The following is a 19979-nucleotide window of genomic DNA, read 5'->3' as shown; positions in this document are numbered from 1 at the left end:
ATAACTAGTGATTACTGTCAGTAAAATAAGAATATGCGCTATATGATTTGAACAAAAAACAACCAATTAAACCATTATTTATCTTATCTTTTAAATCGATTATGGTTTTGCAAAGCGAAATATAGGTTTTTTAGAAAACAGAAATTTTTAATAACCCATCACAAATATAGAGAGATTCATTTTTTAAATAAGAAGGAGCGACATATCTGGCGGTGATAATGATATGTTGGATTGGGTCGATAAGAACGGCTGTTTACCGCCCTCATCGAGGTATGTCACGTCTTTAATGAAGTGTTTTAGCTGTTTTTTTGTCTGATACGATCAATACAGGAGGCAGGGTAAAAGAGAATTCGCTCCCCTTGCCTAACTGACTGGTTATCATTAATTGGCTATTATGATGCTGCAAAGCGTGTTTGACGATCGCTAAACCAAGCCCCGTTCCTCCCCCTGTTTGGCGAGACCTCGCCTTATCAACACGGTAGAAACGTTCAGTTAAACGTGGAATATGCTCTGGGGGGATCCCCAACCCATTATCAGCAACGCCAAAACGTGCCCCATTATGTGTTTTCTGCCAACTGACTTGGATCGTTGTCCCTTCCGGTGTATGCATAATGGCATTATAGACCAAGTTAGCCACCGCACTACGAAGCTGCTCTTCATTACCGTAAACATACAGCTTTTCATCAACCATAAATTTAAACTGTTGCCGCCCTTGGCTTAAACTCATCGCTTCCTGTTCAATCATTTTTAAAATTACAGGAATATTTACCTGCTCATCTAAATTAATATGAGGCGCCACTTCAATGCGAGATAACTGTAACAGTTGTTTAATCAAATTATCCATTCGATGCGCCTGCTCTTGCATTACCGTTAACGCTTTTTTGTTGGCAGCTGAGGCATTTTCTTGATCATCTAATACTTCAAGATAACCTTGGATCACCGTTAGTGGTGTGCGTAGTTCATGGCTGACATTCGCAAAAAAGTCTCTACGTGCTTTTTCTAATCGGCGCTTTTCCGTGACATCCCTCGCAACCATTAATAGCTGACCTTCGGTATAAGGTAAGACACGAAATTCAACAATAGCGCCACTGTTTAGCTCTATCGTTAACGCTTGTTCATAGTTTTGTAATGTAAAATAACGGCTGAAATCTGGATAGCGTAATAAATTAAAAATCGGTTGCCCGCTATCTTCCGGCCAGCGAAAACCTAATAAATGTTGAGCATGGCGATTACACCAAAAAATATTCCCTTCAAGAGTCATCATTACGACAGCATCAGGGAGAGATTCTGCGCCACTGCGAAAGCGTTTGATCAACTGCCCTAATTCACGCCGACGTTTTCGGTTGCGCTGCTGAAGCTGATAGATCCCATAAAAGATTGGCTCCCAGCCGCCTTTACCATCAGGGGGCAGCATGCTCCGATCAAGCCATAACCAATATGACAACTTCATCAAGTTATAACTGTGCCAAATCAGCGCTGCGGTCAATGAGATGACTAAAAGCCATGCAAGATGGCCGATAAAAATCGATAAGATTAATGCAGGTAAGATGAATAAAAACAGCCCCCAAATTAGCTGTTTCCATGATAGGCGTTCAAGCACTGGTATCTCCTGTTATTGATCAGTAACGCACTGAGAAGCGATAACCAGTACCACGCACTGTTTGAACCATTTTATCATGCCCTTCAGCCTCCAAGGCTTTTCTGAGGCGGCGGATATGCACATCAACCGTTCTATCTTCAACATACACATTCGCTCCCCATACATAATTGAGTAACTGCTCGCGGCTATATACTCGTTCAGGGTGAGTCATAAAGAAATGCAGCAGCTTATACTCCGTCGGCCCCATATCAATAGGAGTGTCATTACTGCTGACCCGATGAGACGTTGGGTCTAGTGTTAACCCGTTCATTTCAATAATGTCTTCTGTTGCCATCGGGGAAATACGGCGTAGAATGGCTTTCACACGAGCGACAAGCTCTTTGGGTGAAAACGGCTTTATTAGGTAATCATCCGCCCCCACTTCCAAGCCTTTTACGCGGTCCTCCTCCTCCCCTCTTGCGGTTAACATCATCACAGGAATATCGCGCGTATCACTGTCACGTTTCATGTGTTTAATCACTTGAATGCCTGAACCACCAGGGATCATCCAATCTAATAAAACAAGGTCGGGTAATGGATCAACTAACTGCGCGATGGCGGAATCATAATCATCAGCTTCAATCGACTGAAAACCATTCTGCTCTAATACAAAACAAACCATTTCTCGGATGGGCGCTTCATCTTCAACCACTAGAATGCGTCTTGCCATGATTAATCCTGTAAATAAGAAGAGATCATTAAAAGTGAAAGCATTATGCGTCACTTTTATGACAGAATTATGAATACCGTCATCAAATAACAATAATCCTTTCTATATTAGCGGTAAATTGTCATTTAAGTGAAACATTCTCGTCATACTTTACATCGTCGCGCCTGCTGCTTCGCCTATCGTTATCACATTGAATTGTCTGCTTGTTCAGAGATCCCCTTAAAGGGTCATGATAGGGTATACTGAGCATAGTATACATATAAAGTCGTAGGAAGGGGCCTTCATGCGTATTATCCATACCTCTGACTGGCACCTTGGCCAGTATTTTTTCACTAAAAGCCGCGCAGCCGAACATCAACAGTTTTTAACTTGGCTTATTGAGCAGGTTAAACTTCATCAAGTTGATGCCATGATTGTTGCGGGAGATATTTTTGATACCGGCTCCCCCCCAAGTTATGCCCGTGAGCTTTATAATCAATTTGTCGTCTCGCTACAGCAAACAGGCTGCCAATTGGTGATCCTAAGTGGTAACCATGACTCTGTTTCCGTCTTAAATGAAACCAGTTCACTGCTTGCCTATTTGAATACGGATGTCGTCACTTCAGGAGCAACGCCCCATGTGATCACATTAAAGAATGCACAAGGGCAACCCGGAGCACTGTTGTGTGCGATCCCTTTTCTACGCCCTAGAGATATTCAATTAAGTGTTGCAGGACAGAGCAGTGAAGAGAAGCAGCTATCATTACAAACAGCCATTCGTGACTATTACCAAGCTAGCTATCAGCTTGCCGAGCAGCAGCGGCAAACTATGGGGTTAGATATCCCAATTATCGCAACGGGGCATTTAACGGTTGTCGGGGCTGAATTGACGGACTCTGTGCGTGATATCTATATTGGTACTTTAGACGCATTTCCCTCTGCCGCTTTCCCTCCGGCTGACTATATCGCCTTGGGGCACATTCATCGTCCGCAAGTTATTGGTCAACAGCAACATATTCGTTACTCTGGTTCACCGATTGCATTAAGCTTTGATGAAGCGAACCAACAAAAAAGTGTTTGCTTAGTGGAGTTTGATGGCCGCGAACTGTCGCAAATCCACCAACTTGCGATCCCAACTTTTCAACCTTTGCAAACACTAAAAGGGTCACTTGCAGACATTCAAAATCAGTTACATGCACTCTCTATCAAGCCAGATACGCCCCCAGTTTGGTTAGATATCGAAGTCGCTTCACAGGACTATCTTGCTGATATCCAACAACGTATCGAAAGTATTATCAAAGGCTTACCCGTTGAAGTTGTATTGTTACGCCGTGCACGTAAACCACAAAACCCCCAACAAGCTCTCGCTAATGAAACCTTAAATGAGCTTACCGCCGAAGAGGTATTTTTGCGTCGTTTAGCGGAAGAGTCGCTAGATGATAAAGAAAAAGAGCAGCGCTTATTAGTACTCTTTAGGCAATCTTATGACGCTTTGCGTGCTGAGTTAGAGGGAAATTCATGAAAATCTTAAGTCTACGCCTAAAAAATATTAACTCTCTAAAAGGCGAATGGAAAATTGACTTCACCCAAGAGCCGTTTGCTAGCCAAGGATTGTTTGCGATCACAGGCCCTACTGGAGCAGGTAAAACCACCTTACTAGATGCTATTTGTCTCGCACTCTATCACCAAACACCTCGTTTAAGTACGCTATCCGTTAAACAGAATGAGCTTATGACACGCCATACTGGCGAGTGTTTGGCTGAGGTGGAATTTGAGGTCAAAGGTATCGCTTACCGCGCATTTTGGAGCCAACGACGAGCCAGCAACAAGCCAGAAGGAAAATTACAACCGCCAAAAGCCGAGCTAGCGACTGTCAGTGACGGCAAAATCATTGCGGAAAAAGTCAGTGACATACGAGAACAAATTGTTCAGATCACAGGGCTAGATTTCGGACGGTTTACAAAGTCTATTTTGCTTTCACAAGGGGATTTTGCCGCCTTTTTAAATGCGAGCGAAAAAGAGCGAGCCGATCTGTTAGAAGAGATCACCGGCACGGAAATTTATAGTCAAATATCCAGCTATATCTATCGCCAGCACAAACAGGTCAAAAATGATTTAGAGATTTTAAAAGCTCGAGCGCAAAGCATTCATTTGCTCACCGAAAGCGAACATCAAGCCCTCATCGAACAACAAACCGTATTAGCAGACCAAGAAAGGCAGCTTAATCAAAAACGAACGCAAAACCAACAAGCGTTATATTGGCAGCAACGCCAACAACAGTTAACTGCCCGCTTACATCAGTTAGAGCTTGATCAACAGCGGGCTGAAAAGGCATATCAAGACGCTGAGCCTCAGTTTAAAAAACTCTCAGACAATCTGCCTGCCGAAAATTTGCGTCCTTTATGGCAGGATGTGGAACGCCAACAACAGGCATTAAATGAATTATTAGAGAAGCAACAGAGCCTTTCACAACAGAGTGAAAATAACACTCAACAACTTGCGCCTTTACAAGCACAACTTGCTCAAGTCCAACATGAGCATAGCCAGCACCAAAATTATGTTCAGCAGCAAACCGTGTTGATCGATACCCACGTTCGCCCATTAGATAATGCGATTCTTCATCTACACCAACAGATTAAAGAAATTTCAGAACAAAAAGAGCAATATCACACGGAATATCAATCGAAGCACAGCTTAATTACTCGAACCCAACATCAAGCTCATTTGGACCGTGAAGAGTTACAGCAAATTGAACATTACCTACAGCAACATCCCCAAGATGCGGCTATTACCCAACAAATAGGTTTATGGCGGCAACAAGGTCAATTTATTGATGAATTGAGTCAAAAAGTACAAGCCTTAGAGCAAAAACAACAACTACTGCAACAAGAGCAGTCAGCATTAGTTAGCGAGCAACAACAGCAAATTGAGCAAAATGCCCAAACGCAGCACCAACTTGAACAGGATACTGCGGCATATCAACTCGTTGAAAGTCGCTATCTAGAGTGGCAAGAAAAACAAGATATTGAACAACTTAATCAATCAATAGAACAGCTACACACCAGATCACAACATGCCCAACTTTTACCTTTATTGTTATCTCAATGGCAAGAGCAGCAAAACCAATTAAAAATCAAACAACACCAGCAAGAGGAGCTAACCCAATCAATTTCTCAGGCTGAAAAGCAGCTCCAGCTAACTGAAATACAAATTACGCACCTTCAGCCTCATTTAACAGATTTGAATGCGCGGTTACGCTTAGAGCAGAAAATCGTCAGTTTAGAAAAGGAGCGCCAACAACTTATTGCGGGTGAGCCTTGCCCACTTTGTGGCTCTACCGAACACCCTGCAATTGAACAATATCAATCTGTAGAGCCAACGCAAACTGAACAGCGCTTAATCGCATTAACCAAACAGTTAGAAGAGCTTAAGCAAACGCAAGTCACTCAACAGTCGCTACTGCAAAGAGAAATGCAGCGCCAAGCAGAAAATCAACAGGCACAACAGCAGCTTATAGCTCAAGAGCGTCAACTGCGAACACAATGGATGACCGCGTGCCAGAAGGCTCTCACCCCTGAACTGACCACGACTCATGCTGCCGTAGAGCAGTTGCTCACGGATATCCAAAAACAGTTATCAGAGAAACAGCAGTCATTACAGGCGTTCACCGCCCTCGAACGTGAATATCAACAACTTAAACACCGATTACATGAGCAGCAGTCATTAAATAAACAGCAACAATCCTCGCTCGCCTTGCTTACTGAACGAATTAAGCATCAGCACCAACTTATTGATGAAACACAAAAAGAGCATGTCGTACACCAACAGCGCCATAATCAGCAGCAGCAACAGCTCCACGAGGCTTTGGCTGAATTTAGGTTGCCTGAAAGCGAAAGTTTTGAACAGTGGTTTACGTTACTAGAGCAGCGTGGTCAGCTATATGCTGCGAAAAAACAAAGTGCACAAGATATTAGCCAAAAAATAGCGGTCGCTGAGGCGACGTTGCAAGTTGAGTTAGCTCAACAAACCCATTTAAGTAAACGGCTAGAAAATACGCAACAGCAATTGCAACAGTTACAACAACAGGTTGAACAAAAACAGGCGGCACGGCAGCTATTACTTGATGGGCAATCTATTTCACAATTTATGGGTAGATTGCAAGATCAGCAAAACAAACTGGCTCATCAGCAACAACAACTTAATGAGCAGGTCACGCATCATGAAAAACACTTAGCTTCTCTAAAAGGCAGCCTTAACGAGGTCATCACGACGATAGAAAAGACACGATATCAGTTAACCACAGCACAGCAGCGCTTCGAGCATGCCCTTTCGACTAGCCCATTTGCAACACAGCAAGCATTCTTAGCCGCACTATTATCGCCGGATGAAAAGCTGCAACTTGAACAATTGCAACAACGATTACTCCAGTCACGTTTACAAGCGCAAACCCGTTATAAAGAAGGTGAGCGCGCACGACAAGAACATTTGGCCCAAAAGCCCGATGATCATATTGAGGTAAGCTTGGAGGAGTGGCAGCAAGCAATTATTCAGCTTGATGAGGAGATTAAAAATCTCAATAAACAACAGGGGCAGATCTTCAGCCAACTCGAAGCAGACAAACAACAACGTCACCAACAACGTGGCTTATTACAAGAAATCGAGCAGAGCCAATCCCACTATGAAGATTGGGGATATCTCTGCGAACTGATTGGCTCAGCAGAAGGAGATAAATTCCGCCGTTACGCGCAAGGGTTAACCTTTGATTGCCTCATTTCTCTCGCTAACCTGCGCTTGGATAAGCTACATGGTCGCTATTTGCTAAAACGTAATCATAATGCGGATCTGGAATTACAAGTGATTGATGGCTGGCAGGCCGATACTATCAGGGATATTAAAACCCTCTCTGGCGGAGAAAGTTTCTTAGTCAGCCTAGCGCTTGCTCTCGCATTATCGGATATGGTGAGTAACAAAACTCAACTCGAGTCTTTATTTCTCGACGAAGGCTTTGGCACACTCGACCCTGAAACATTAGATATTGCCTTAGATGCGTTAGAAAGCCTGAATGCATCCGGAAAAACGATTGGGGTAATTAGCCATGTTGAAGCGATGAAAGAGCGAATTTCTGTACAGATCCCCGTGAAAAAGACCAACGGCTTTGGCTTTAGTGAATTACCTAGCCGATATCGTATCCGTTAAAATATAAATGGCGCTTTATCATAGGAACAAGACATTCCTAGATAAAAGCGCCTTACCACATCAATCAAAAATTTCTTTCAATTTTCTATCATGAAGGGCTGATAGATGCTCCCCAATGTAATCATAAAAAATAACAATTTGTATTTAATTGATTTTAATAAAAAACAATTAAATTGACTCAGCCGAAAAATTTGAACCTTACCGTTAATTTTTTTTTCTATGATTTTCCCTTCACAGCGCTATAGTAATACTTAACAAATAGCTAGGAGACTCACATGTCAAACGCATTTATTGAAATGATTAAAAATCGTCGCACTATTTATAACCTCGGCGATGCATTACCAGTTTCTGAAGAGCATGTTACAAAATTAATTAAAGAAGCAGTAAAACATTCACCTTCTTCTTTTAACTCACAAACATCACGTGTTGTGATCTTATTTGGCGCAGAGCATAAAAAACTGTGGAACATCACCAAAGAAACATTGCGCGCCATCGTGCCAGAACAGGCATTTGCAGCTACTGAACAAAAAATTGATAGCTTCGCTGCGGGTGCTGGCTCTATCTTATTTTTCGAAGATATGGCGGTCGTGAAAGGCTTACAAGAGCAATTCCCACTTTATGCCGACAATTTCCCAATCTGGTCAGAACAAGCCAGCGGTATCGCACAATTTGCGGTATGGACAGCCTTAGCGCAAGAAAACGTCGGGGCATCACTGCAACACTATAATCCACTCATTGATACTCAGGTACAAAAAGAGTGGGGAACACCTGATAATTGGGTACTACGTGCTCAAATGGTATTTGGGTCAATTAATGCTCCTGCGGGTGATAAAGACTTTATGGATGATGAAATTCGTTTCAAAATCTTTAAATAATCAGAATAAAATTCGAATAAAAAGCCCTTGTTGATTAAAACAAGGGCAAATCACCTGCCAAATAATGTGATATATCACTTTTCAATACCAGCCAACACCAAGGGATCCGATTATTATTGATATGCAATATCAATTAGTTATTCCACAACCCATGCTATCAAACGCTAATCCTTTAGAATATAAAATCAATTAATAGCAATCTAATAAAATTTCATATTGATAATCTCTATTAGATACCGACTTATTGTCGGTATCTATCTATTTTTAGCCATCTTTTTAGAATATTGCACTAAATAAATTCGTTTAAATTTCATACTGTTACAAAATAAACTAAATAAAATCGATATTTTATTAGCATAAATCATATTTTTTACTCGTATTTGAACTAAACTAGTCAGTGAGAATTTTGTAACGCGCTACTCGTGTTATTTAACTAGCGCTAGTTCAACTAGGAGGTAGAAGCAATGAAATGTTTATCCTCAATTGTAACAGTGACTGCTTTACTCATTTCCAGTTTTACTTTTACCCATGCTGCAACCAATCGAATCGGAGGTGGAACCATTACTTTTATTGGCTATGTCTATGAGCCACAATGCGCAGTTAAAGTATCCAGTAGCGAACAAATTGATCTTGAATGTTTCCGCAATGGTAAAAATATCACCAAAACCAGTTCACTTAAAAATGCCAAAAAACTCAGTTCTGATTTTGTAAAAGTCGAATATAATCAATTCAACAATAAACCCACTCTAAATGTGACCTACGATTAATGCTCTTTATTTATTAAAAGAGTTAGCGAAATCTTGCTAACTCTTTCAACGATACTAAATTAACTAAGCTTTTATTTGATAGTTAAATTTAATTAGTATTTAACGTTATGGTCATTTTACTGTTTGCTTTACCTGGTTTAATTGGCTCAGTTCCATAACGAACATAGCGTGCCGTAAAGTTTAATAGCAGCTCATGTGTTGCAGCGCCTGTCGTTGGCACAGAAACGCTAGTCCAATTATTTGCTGTAGGAATTGGTGAATCAATTGCTCCTAAACGAAGTAGTTTATTTCTCTGCCCCGATGAATTTAATATTTCTATCGCGACCCCTTTTGCTGTCGAGCCTAAATTAGGATCTAATAATAAATAGTCAACCTCATTCATAGCCCTATTTTCTTCACCAGGTGCAAAACCATAACTAATTTTAGCCCCTTTCTGACATTCTAATGTGAAAGAAAAAGGAGTAGGAGTTGATGGAATATCATTTGATGAATGGCTACCTAAATAAACGGTTGATGTCGACGATTTCAAACCACAAGTTGTAACCTGACGTCCCCCGACTGGACGCTGACGTATTTTAAAAAAAGTGTAGCCTGCGGGTTCATAGTTATTATTTATCGTATTATTGATCCCAGGGCCTTTGAACCCAACAACCCCTCTATTAACGACCCCAACGGTACCTAACGAGTTACCACTGACATTTTGCTGAGAGCGAACCTGTTCAATAGAAAGACCCGAAAAATGTTTCAGCTTAATATTAATTTTTTGTGGGTTATCAGGATCTATGTCATATGCCATAGGCTTCGCATTCACCACATTATCAAATTGATATGAAGCATCTCTATTCATACCTAGAAATAGTTCAAAAGCCATTCCTTGAATATTCGTTCCCCAATATTTTATATTGTCATACGTAAACGCGGGAGCGGCGTTATCGAAAATATAAGTTTTAGGTAAATAGTATATTTCAAAAATAGAGGATGCATCAGCGATATCACATTTAAAAACGACACGATCTGGCGGAGCGCCCATTAATGATGCCATTTGAGTGCTCGTTATAGAATCAAAAGCAATTCTTGTTCCAGCAGGCTGAAATTGTAACCCATATATACTGACGTCAACCTTAGAGCCAATACTCACTTGTGTTCCAGGTATCCCACCATTTTGGATAATACAAGTGGAATTTGCTGTTCCAGCGAAAAATAAAATCATAAAACCAATTGATGTTATGGCTCGTTTAGATATAAACATAACGCCCCCAAAATACTTGTTAACGAATAAGTCTTTTTTAAAAACTTATGGGTAAATTAATAAAAAACATAATGATTAATAAGCCCAATACTGAATAGTTAATCTTTAAAAGATACTAATTTTCATATTTTAGAAAAGTATCGGAACTTATTAACCCTAAAAACCGTAAATTAAATAAGGCACAGTAGCACTTTAAGAAATCATTTCTTCTTAAACAACATACAACCTTAATAAAAATAACAAACAGATTCAGAAATAGAACTATTACTTGAGATGTTATAATCAAACTTACAACGTTGATGACTACCTTCACCCCATTTAACAATAACTGTTCCTTGTTCAGATTGAGAATTAAAATGTACTAAGCCACCTTGCCCAACTAAACCAATCTTATTATTATTTTCATCATAAATATCGGCACCAAACGGCACTGCTTTTTTATCTTGTAAAATAATACGATAAGTAATGTTGTTACCTTTTTGTGTATTAAATTTCACTAATACCGCAGACCCTGCATAAGGTGCTATCTTGGCTAAGTTATTATCTAATTCAACATCTGTATCCATATTTTCTGTATTAAGATACAGTGTATTATATTGATAAGGTACTAATGAAGGTACAACGGCTTTTCCGCTATCATTAATAACAATATTACTCCATGAGGCTACTGATGCACCTTCCGCTTCATTAGCTTCCACAATCGCAAAAGTATCACTTAAATAACGAGATGGAATAACGCCACCTTGATAAGCCACTAATGCACCACTTGCTCCCACCGATAATGACTTGTAATTATTACCTTGTGAATAACCCGCGTTTACAGAAGCCGAAGAGAAATCTTTCTGAATATTTCCAGAGAAGCTACTGTTTGAATTACCAATATCACTCGCTGTCGCGTTCCAAGAAATAGAATTATCTTCACCGAAAGAGCTACTAATTGTCGTATTATTTGACCAACGATGATCTGAATCAGAACGTGTTATGGAGCTACTTAATAACGTATTCTGTTCTGGATACCAAAGTGAGAATGGTACAGAGACGTTAAACATATAGTTATTATCTCCACCCTGATCGCCATTTCGATACATTTTTATATAGGTAAAGCTATAACCAATACCTTTAAAGTTATTCATATAGCCAGCTTGCAATTGCTTAGTATCTGGCAAATTATCACGCCAAGTTTGCAATGAACCACTGACATACACAGTACCATAATCCGCTAAATTTTGGTTAACCGTTAATACATATTGGGAACGTCTTGGGTTAATGCTTTCGCCATTAAACAAATAACTATCACGATAAGAACTTGCTTCATATAAGCTTAAATAGTTCTGCGATTCATAACGGTAACCAGCTAACGCAATATTTGTACCAGTGGCATTAATGTCTTTATTCCACGTGACTCGCGCACGAGCACCGTTATAAGTACGTTTATTGTCTAATTCAGCTTTTGAGCTTGCCATATCAAAGCTAAATGCACCGACTTGTGTATTAACCGCAAAACCTAATAACCCAGATTGGTATTTATTGGAGTACTGCACCCCTGCAAATGGCGTTAGAATATTACTTAAACCATATTTTATTGTTGATTGAGCAAAAATATCGGAAGAAGTATGATCACCCCGTAACTTACCACTCACAATGCTATAATCAATCTGACCCGGCCTTAATAAACCTGGTACCGTTGAGAATGGCACGACAAACGTGGAAACACTGCCATTTGCTTCAGTCACTTCAACAGTTAAATCACCGCCATAACCTGTTGCATAAAGGTCATTGATCGTAAATTCACCGGGAGAGACATTCGTTTCGTATATTACAAAACCATTTTGTATTATTCTTACCCGAGCATTACTATTTGCAACCCCCCTAACTGTTGGCGCAAACCCTTGCATTGATTGTGGACGCATTCGGTTATCAGTCGCTAATTCAGCACCGGTATACGAAAAGCTATCAAATAGGCTTCCATCGGTAAAAGATTGCCCAACCGTTAATTCACTTTTTATTTGTGGAATAGCTCTCTGAACATACGTTCTGATGCTTTCATGATGAAATTTATCATCTTCATTGTATTGCAAATTAGATTGATGGCGAATTCTAAACAAGCCTAAATTAAGCCCAGCCGATATATTTCCGTAAGCAGAATGTTCGTCCTTACCATGACTACGAGTACTATACCCATTAAGGTTATAGTTCATAAAAAAAGCAGGAACCCCTTCATTAAAAGCACTGATTGGTACAGAGCCACGTGCTGAATATTCCACCATTGCTTGAGGAATTAAAATATCTAATCGTAATATATCTTGCTTTAAATTAACTTGAACATCTTTTGATAATGATTTTAAGTCTTCACATTCACCATTAGACTCTATTAGCCCTAAATATTCTGGTTTTATGTTAAACCCATCAACATCTTCTTTGGTTAAACAAGGAACAACACGTCCCTGTTCATTTTCATAAAATCTAATCTCTTTATTATAAAGAAATTCATTATTTAAATATAAATCGACATACCAATTACCTGGAGTAATTTGGTCTTCTGTTAATTTATCTATTGATATATCTTTAGCATTACCTAATAAGAACCCCTCATTGTAAGAGTATTTCTTTTCATTTTGGTTTTCTTCTACCGCTAATGCAAATCTACCATACCCTAAAGACAAAGAAACAAGAACAAAAAGTAATTTTATTTTCATAGCAATACCATTTATTATAAATTAGACTCGTAGGAATCTAAGCCACCATAATCATTAATGACTGAGTAGCTAACTTTTTTTGCATTAATAAAATCATTGGGTATTGCTACACCTTTTCCTCTATTCAGATAAATATCAGAGAATGGCGCAACCATATTCCCTTCTAAGCTTAACTTTCTATTCCCTTCAGATAATGTAACATCCTGAAAAGTAATAAACCATGGCGAGTTATTTTTAACAAGCAACTCATTTCCTTTTGCCGTTTTCTTTATTGAGAAAGAAAGTTTTTCATTAACCTGTGCAGGCATTTTAATGTCTGTTGGTCGATAAAATAATTTCACTCTTGTTCGAATGGCAATTTGCATTGTATTCTTATTTTGAGAAGCAGTATCTTCATTCTCAGGTGGAATTTCTAACACGTTCAAATAAAAAATAGACTCTTTATCTTTTGGTAAAGAATCACCAAGATAAGTTAACCTTAAATTTTGACCTGCTCCAGCAGACATTTTAAATATCGGTGGTGTAATTGAAAATGGAGTTTTAATATTTTCAGGTAACTCATTAGGATCTCCATTATCTAGCCAAACTTGCACCAAAGCTGGCCATTTATTATCATTAACCAACTGTACTGTTTTACTTTTAGATTTTTCATTATATATAACACGAGTGCCATTAATAATAACGCTGGCATACATGGATGTTGATACAATGAATAATGAAATAAATAAAACGATTTTATTTATGATAGATAGCCTAGTTATCATAATGACCTAACCCTACTCTAAGTTGTAATAATTTAGTCTTTTATTGATCTGCCAGGGGAATGATTCCCCCGGCAGAATTAACTTATTATGGATAAGTCAATGTATAGTTAACTTGTGCTGTAACAGCACCTGGAGCGGTTACTACATCTTTCGCATAATAGAATGCTTGGTATGCCAATGTAGCTGCACCATTAACGATTGGCTGGCTACCTGCTGGCGCGCCGTTTACTTTCGCAGCGTTACCAGCTTGGTCTGCTAAACCGATCTGTACGTTAGCAGGTGCAGTTGTTGGGATAAGATTACCAGTTACTGCATCACCACTTGTCAAACTTTCGAAGTTTGCTGCTACATCAACACCACTAACGCTACAGTTAGCCAGTTCGATAGTGAATGATGTATTACCTGCTGTTGCACCAGCAGAACTCAATGCAGTAGTCGATACTGTTGGCAGAGTGACTGTGAAGTCACCACCATTACCCGTAGTGACATCACAAGTTGTTGCAGTGATTTCACCATTGAACGTAATAGTACCATCTGCCGCTAATGCTGATGCCGAAATTGACGATGCAATGAATAAAACTAAAAGTGATTTTTTCATATTTAACCTTTGTTAAGATAAAACAATTCCAATCCTTTATTATTAAAAATAAGGACAACTGACTACACATTTAAGTAAGAGCTAAATCCATTTAAGACAACATTCCAAAAACTAAATAACTAAATAACTAAATAACTAAAGTATTCGCGACAAATATATTTTTATCGTAAATAGTTTTGTCATAATCAGACAATAACACGACGATATCTACATTAAAGGCATTAGCAAATTTTGCTAATGATTCGACATCAATTCTATTAACTCCACGTTCAAATCTAGAAATTTGCTGTTGGCTTATTCCTGTTATTTTACCTAATGCTTCTCCACTCCAACCATTTTGCAATCTCAGTGACTTTATTCTTTGCCCAACAGACAATGAATATTTATATCTTTCATTTTCCATATGCGGGTACCTCTGAATTTATTATTCACACATTGATTCAGATTAGTTCTTGTCAAATATATTACGTATCCATAATTTAAAAACAAATAACACCACTCACGAAAGAGTAAAATATATTATGAAAATAAAAATAGAAACTAGAATTATCGGAAGTCAAACAACGCCAATAAAAACATAATGTTAATCAAATATCCCAAACCAGAATTAACATCTGATTTAGAAATCAACAAGCAATTAAAGAAGATAAAAAATCCACTTAATGTTGAAAAATCAACATTAACACCAAAAAAATCAATTTTATGTATTAATATATATCAACCTATTTGCATTTTTAGATTATCATCATTAATACTCACGATTGGAGTAACTCATTTATATTAAAATTTAATCATAAATCAATCATCAACAATAGAAACTAAAAATAAAAAAGTGCCCCCTTTCACAATTTAAAATTGTGTAAAGTTACCTATTTAATTACATAACTAATATTTACATTACATTATCTTTGGATTTCATCTTGAAAAAGCGTCCTTTATAGAAAATCATTTTTTGAATGATATTATAAAAAATGAGTTCATCTTCTTTTTTTAGAAAAATTTCATATTAAAAAAATGAATATATTGAACAGCACTTTTTGTAATGAAAAAAAATTAATTAACATTAAAAATATATAAAAAAATTAATATTTCTCTTATTGTTTATTTCATTCTTAGATAGAAACACAAACACAATTAGACTAACCCTTTTGTTATATATCAGAATTGTATCTCCTGTTTTCACCGCCTATTAATGACATTTTTCAGCTTTTATCTTTAATAACGAGGTAGTGATTTTATACCTTCAATAAAAAAGCCCCATTATTATTAAAATGAAATTAACAATAACGAGGCTTTTAATGATCAAATTTTAATAATGGTACTAAATTCGATACTGCTTATTTCTCAGTTAAGTCTATTTGGTAAATAGCAAAACCAATATCATCAGTGCCTACCTGTTTTAATGGGTATTGGGCATTCTGCTGAATGAATTTCGCAGCTTTATCACTCTGAGAGGTTTCAAAACGAATATCGAGAGCCTTATCTGTTTTAATTGGCAAGAATGACCAATTATTATCAGCTCTACTGGTAACCTCACCGTGTTCTTTAGAAACTTTCGCAATATAAGAGGCCAATACGGCACGGTTTTCATCTGGGGAAGCAAACGCAATATGATTATCGCCCGTTCCGGCAAATTTACCGCCGTATGCTCGATAATTATTGGTTGCAACTAAGAAGGTAGCTTTCGGGTCTATTGGTTTCCCTTGATAAGTGACATGCTTAATTCTATTCGCCTGTTTATTGACTAGCTGGCAATCTACATCATATTTTGCAGGCTCAGTGAGGTCGATTTGATAATTTATCCCACTGATAGTGTCAAAATTATAAGTTCTAAAGCCATCCCAGTTAATTAAGCTTTGCGGTGATGTTGATTGAGGATCAATACGGTTAAACATACCCGCTGAACACTCCAGCCACTCGACCACTTCGGCACCTGTCGCTTTCACAACCACTAGTGTATTTGGGTATAAATACAAATCAGCGGCATTGCGGAAGGTTAGATCTCCTTTTTCAACCTCAACAAATTCGTCAGGCGCATTTTTACGTCCACCTACTTTGAATGGAGCAGCTGCAGACAATACAGGCAAGTCAGCAAGGTCAGGGTCACCTTGAATATAATGTTTCGTATAATCAACTTGCGCATCATTCACTATCTGTACCGTTGGATCGCTTTGAACTAATGCCAAATAGCTGTACATATTATCGGAGGCTTTTCCGATCAATTTCCCGACAAACTGACGTGTATCGTTATGAGGTTTATCAATGATCTTCGCTAATTCATCATCACGCTCAACCAGCGCTTTTTTGTTGGCTTTATCATAAACGGGTCGAGCATGCGCATTCGCATCAACAACTTTCCAACTGCCATCGTCATTATTGACGACTAAGTCGACGACACCAAGGTGATCCCCCCATTGGCCTGGCATCACCGCTGGGATCCCGTTAACGGTACCTTTGGTAATATCAACACCTTTAATATTGGCGAAATCTTTACTTGGAAATACCCCATGAGAGTGACCAAACATAATCGCATCTATTCCCGGTACTTCACTCAGATAATAAACAGAGTTTTCAGCCATTGCCTTATAAGGCTCTTGTGAAAAACCGGAGTGAGGAATTGCCACCACTAAATCAGCACCTTCTTTTTTCATTTGAGGCACAAATTTTTTGGCGGTTTCCGTAATATCGTTGACCGTCACTTTGCCACTAAGATTGGGTTTATCCCAAATCATAATTTGTGGGGGAACAAAACCAATATAACCAATTTTTAAGTTATGGGTTTTTCCATCACGATCTTTGACGGGAGTATCAACAATAATATAAGGAGTAAAATAGTTTTTACCCGTTTTAGCATCGATGATATTGGCGTTAACATAAGGGAATTTTGCCCCTGCAATTGCCTTTTGCAGATAATCTAAACCAAAATTAAATTCATGGTTACCAAAGTTACCTACAGTATAGCCCATTGTATTCATTAGACTATGAGCAGGATGTAACTCCCCTTCCTCAAGGCCTTTTGCTGCCATATAATCCGCTAAAGGACTGCCTTGAATTAAATCACCATTATCAACTAAGACGGCATTTGTCACTTCACCTTTAGCCGCCTTAATTAAACTTGCAGTACGCACCAATCCAAATTGATCCGTTGGTTTATCCTTAAAATAATCGAAATCAATCAAGTTGCTGTGTATGTCAAACGTTTCCATAACACGTAAATCAACTGTTGCGGCATTGGCATTGAATGCCACGAATAAAGCTAATGCTGATAATTTAAAAATAGTATTCACCGTAATTCCCCTTACGTTGATTTGTGCAAAATAACCCTTGCTTATATTCTCTGTAAAAATAGTACAAACAGCATTACATATAGTGAATGTGTGCGTTCTATTCGTTGATATTTCGATAAGCGTTGATAAACAGTGCCTCTCTTGTCCATCGAAGTCACTGTTTATCTTAATAAGCACTATTTAATCATATATAAGTCACAAAATTATTGACGGTACATAACTATTTAGGCCAAAGCCATGCAGCCCCACGCACCCCACTTGAGTCACCATGAATGGCCTGCCGAATTGGCGTATCACATTCACGACCGAATACCCAGTTTTTCACCAGTGAAGGTAATGTTTGATATAAGCCTTCGACATTACTCATTCCACCACCGAGCACAATGACATCGGGATCGAGCATATTGATAACTTGAGCTAATGCTCTAGCAAGCCGAGATTGGTAATGTGTCATTGCGGCTATTGCATGTGGATCCCCAGACTTCATCAATTCGATGATTTCTGAACCTATTTTGGTTTCACCAGACAATTTACGATAGTCCGCCATAAAACCTGTTCCAGATACGAATAGTTCAGTGCACCCTGTTAGCCCGCAATAGCATTGCTCTTCTTGAAGAAACAATGCGTCTTGGCTATCTTGCCAAGGCAATGGATTATGGCCCCATTCCCCCGCGACCCCATTACCACCAGAATGAACCTGACCATTGATCGCAATACCAGCACCACATCCCGTACCAATGATCACTGCAAATACCACTTTTGCCCCTTTGCCTGCACCATCAACGGCTTCTGAAACAGCAAGGCAGTTAGCATCGTTGGCGACTTTTACAGGCCGCTCAAGTATTCGCGCTAAATCTACATCAAAAAATTGACCGTTGAGCCATGTGGAATTGGCATTTTTCACTTTACCTGTCACAGGTGATAGTGTCCCGGGGATCCCAACTCCCACACTTCCTTTTCTCGCCGTGGCCACTTCGGCATCATGAACAAGACCTGCAATCGCATTTAACGTTGCGTTATAGTCTCCTCTGGGCGTCGCCACGCGCTTTCTAAATAGAGTTTCGCCATTATCATCTAATGCAATCACTTCTATTTTTGTACCACCAAGGTCAATTCCAATTCTCATCATCACACCCACTACTTAGCTATTTTCTGTATCATTGCCTGTATACCCTATCGATTTCAAGCGATTAGCGACAAAACTGAGGCCTATAAACACAACAAATACGCCAAAAAGGCATTTTTTTTCGCTTAATAACCGACAATTCGTTATCATAGCCACCGGCTAAAACAGGTAATCCATCAACAAAGGTAGGTTTTTCATGTGGTTCAAGAATATATTGGTCTATCGTCTGAATCGTGATCTGGCTCTCAGTGCTGACGATCTGGAAAGACAGCTTGCCCCTCTGGCCTATCATCCTTGTGGTAGTCAAGACATGATGAAAACGGGATGGGTGTCACCCATGAAAGGTTCTGATGCTTTGACCCATGCCGCGGGTAACCAAATACTGATCTGTGCCAAAAAAGAAGAAAAAATGCTGCCTTCCCCTGTCATCAAACAGGAGCTACAAGAAAAAATCGAAAAACTTGAAGCAGACCAAGGCCGTAAACTGAAAAAAACAGAAAAAGATTCTCTTAAAGATGAGGTTGTCCATGCCTTATTACCAAGAGCATTCAGCAAATACAATAAAACCTACATTTGGATTGATACCGTCAATCAATTGATTATTGTTGATGCCGCCAGCGCTAAACGTGCAGAGGATAATTTAGCACTATTGCGTAAAAGCCTCGGTTCACTGCCTGTTGTGCCGCTAACTTTTAAAGATCCTATTGAGCTAACGTTAACCGAATGGATCCGCTCAGGCTCTCTGCCTCAAGGTTTTGCCGTAATGGATGAAGCAGAGTTAAAAGCCATTTTAGAGGAAGGTGGCATCATTCGTTGTAAAAAGCAGGATCTGATTTCTGATGAAATTGCGACCCATATTGAGGCTGGAAAATTAGTGACTAAACTGGCTTTAGACTGGGAAGAACGGATCCAATTTATGCTGTCTGATGATGGTTCACTGAAAAGACTAAAATTCAGTGATACATTAAAAGAACAAAACGATGATATCGGTAAAGAAGATTATGCTCAGCGTTTTGATGCCGATTATGTACTTATGACAGGGGAACTGAGCGCCCTGATTGCACGCCTTATTGATGTTCTCGGCGGTGAAGCTGAACATTAATCGATACCATATCCCCAGATGGCAGCAGATG

Annotated in this window: 14 protein-coding genes; 5 read left to right on the top strand and 9 right to left on the bottom strand. The window is 39.0% G+C overall.

Features of this window, described 5'->3' with window-relative positions; all coding sequences use genetic code 11:
- Window positions 1-283: 283 nt before the first annotated feature.
- On the bottom strand, window positions 284-1600 hold the full coding sequence (gene phoR, locus PSE69_RS02385) for a phosphate regulon sensor histidine kinase PhoR (RefSeq protein ID WP_004926950.1): 1317 nt from the start codon (window positions 1598-1600) through the stop codon (window positions 284-286).
- Between the two features lie 19 nt (window positions 1601-1619).
- The gene (gene phoB, locus PSE69_RS02380) at window positions 1620-2309 is read right to left on the bottom strand and encodes a phosphate regulon transcriptional regulator PhoB (RefSeq protein WP_014656785.1); all 690 of its coding nucleotides are present in this window, start codon (window positions 2307-2309) and stop codon (window positions 1620-1622) included.
- A 283-nt stretch (window positions 2310-2592) separates the two neighbouring features.
- Here phoB and sbcD point away from each other — a divergent pair, with 283 nt between their 5' ends.
- From sbcD to PSE69_RS02360, 4 genes are all read left to right on the top strand, one after another.
- The gene (sbcD, locus tag PSE69_RS02375) at window positions 2593-3810 is read left to right on the top strand and encodes an exonuclease subunit SbcD (RefSeq protein ID WP_102957334.1); all 1218 of its coding nucleotides are present in this window, start codon (window positions 2593-2595) and stop codon (window positions 3808-3810) included.
- Window positions 3807-7484 (top strand): AAA family ATPase, encoded by a 3678-nt coding sequence (locus PSE69_RS02370; protein WP_121874726.1) that lies wholly within the window; start codon window positions 3807-3809, stop codon window positions 7482-7484. Before sbcD ends, PSE69_RS02370 begins: the two co-directional genes overlap by 4 nt.
- A gap of 275 nt (window positions 7485-7759) precedes the next feature.
- Window positions 7760-8359 (top strand): nitroreductase family protein, encoded by a 600-nt coding sequence (locus PSE69_RS02365; protein WP_004926931.1) that lies wholly within the window; start codon window positions 7760-7762, stop codon window positions 8357-8359.
- 464 nt (window positions 8360-8823) lie between these two features.
- Window positions 8824-9126, top strand: coding sequence for a hypothetical protein (locus tag PSE69_RS02360; protein ID WP_004926928.1), 303 nt, complete (start codon window positions 8824-8826; stop codon window positions 9124-9126).
- A gap of 88 nt (window positions 9127-9214) precedes the next feature.
- Here PSE69_RS02360 and PSE69_RS02355 read toward each other — a convergent pair whose 3' ends face one another.
- From PSE69_RS02355 to mak, 7 genes are all read right to left on the bottom strand, one after another.
- On the bottom strand, window positions 9215-10375 hold the full coding sequence (locus PSE69_RS02355) for a fimbrial protein (protein ID WP_004926924.1): 1161 nt from the start codon (window positions 10373-10375) through the stop codon (window positions 9215-9217).
- Window positions 10376-10602: 227 nt separating this feature from the next.
- A complete protein-coding gene (locus PSE69_RS02350) occupies window positions 10603-13071 on the bottom strand; it encodes a fimbria/pilus outer membrane usher protein (protein ID WP_272674927.1) in 2469 nt (822 codons plus the stop codon).
- 14 nt (window positions 13072-13085) lie between these two features.
- Window positions 13086-13835, bottom strand: coding sequence for a fimbrial biogenesis chaperone (locus PSE69_RS02345; protein ID WP_014656789.1), 750 nt, complete (start codon window positions 13833-13835; stop codon window positions 13086-13088).
- A gap of 85 nt (window positions 13836-13920) precedes the next feature.
- Window positions 13921-14433 (bottom strand): fimbrial protein, encoded by a 513-nt coding sequence (locus tag PSE69_RS02340; RefSeq protein WP_004926913.1) that lies wholly within the window; start codon window positions 14431-14433, stop codon window positions 13921-13923.
- Between the two features lie 127 nt (window positions 14434-14560).
- A complete protein-coding gene (locus PSE69_RS02335; RefSeq protein ID WP_004926910.1) occupies window positions 14561-14836 on the bottom strand; it encodes a helix-turn-helix domain-containing protein in 276 nt (91 codons plus the stop codon).
- Between the two features lie 934 nt (window positions 14837-15770).
- Complete coding sequence (locus tag PSE69_RS02330; protein ID WP_272674925.1) at window positions 15771-17720, bottom strand: bifunctional 2',3'-cyclic-nucleotide 2'-phosphodiesterase/3'-nucleotidase; 1950 nt, start codon at window positions 17718-17720, stop codon at window positions 15771-15773.
- A 220-nt stretch (window positions 17721-17940) separates the two neighbouring features.
- Entirely contained in the window at window positions 17941-18846 is a 906-nt protein-coding gene (gene mak, locus PSE69_RS02325) for a fructokinase (RefSeq protein ID WP_014656791.1), read from the bottom strand.
- A 196-nt stretch (window positions 18847-19042) separates the two neighbouring features.
- On the opposite strand from mak, the gene rdgC reads away from it, so the two are divergent.
- Entirely contained in the window at window positions 19043-19948 is a 906-nt protein-coding gene (gene rdgC / locus PSE69_RS02320; protein WP_004926895.1) for a recombination-associated protein RdgC, read from the top strand.
- Window positions 19949-19979 lie beyond the last annotated feature (31 nt).

It is taken from the genome of Providencia sp. PROV122, assembly GCF_028482365.1.
In the GTDB taxonomy this organism is placed as follows: domain Bacteria; phylum Pseudomonadota; class Gammaproteobacteria; order Enterobacterales; family Enterobacteriaceae; genus Providencia; species Providencia stuartii.
Note: the sequence above shows the minus strand (reverse complement) of the source record. Positions and strands in the feature narration are given on the sequence as shown.

Coding starts and splice junctions, on each gene's coding strand:
- PSE69_RS02355 (WP_004926924.1), bottom strand. CDS start 10,375: ATGTTTATATCTAAACGAGCCATAACATCAATTGGTTTTATGATTTTA.
- mak (WP_014656791.1), bottom strand. CDS start 18,846: ATGAGAATTGGAATTGACCTTGGTGGTACAAAAATAGAAGTGATTGCA.
- PSE69_RS02340 (WP_004926913.1), bottom strand. CDS start 14,433: ATGAAAAAATCACTTTTAGTTTTATTCATTGCATCGTCAATTTCGGCA.
- rdgC (WP_004926895.1), top strand. CDS start 19,043: ATGTGGTTCAAGAATATATTGGTCTATCGTCTGAATCGTGATCTGGCT.
- PSE69_RS02360 (WP_004926928.1), top strand. CDS start 8,824: ATGAAATGTTTATCCTCAATTGTAACAGTGACTGCTTTACTCATTTCC.
- PSE69_RS02365 (WP_004926931.1), top strand. CDS start 7,760: ATGTCAAACGCATTTATTGAAATGATTAAAAATCGTCGCACTATTTAT.
- PSE69_RS02335 (WP_004926910.1), bottom strand. CDS start 14,836: ATGGAAAATGAAAGATATAAATATTCATTGTCTGTTGGGCAAAGAATA.
- phoB (WP_014656785.1), bottom strand. CDS start 2,309: ATGGCAAGACGCATTCTAGTGGTTGAAGATGAAGCGCCCATCCGAGAA.
- PSE69_RS02345 (WP_014656789.1), bottom strand. CDS start 13,835: ATGATAACTAGGCTATCTATCATAAATAAAATCGTTTTATTTATTTCA.
- PSE69_RS02350 (WP_272674927.1), bottom strand. CDS start 13,071: ATGAAAATAAAATTACTTTTTGTTCTTGTTTCTTTGTCTTTAGGGTAT.
- PSE69_RS02370 (WP_121874726.1), top strand. CDS start 3,807: ATGAAAATCTTAAGTCTACGCCTAAAAAATATTAACTCTCTAAAAGGC.
- sbcD (WP_102957334.1), top strand. CDS start 2,593: ATGCGTATTATCCATACCTCTGACTGGCACCTTGGCCAGTATTTTTTC.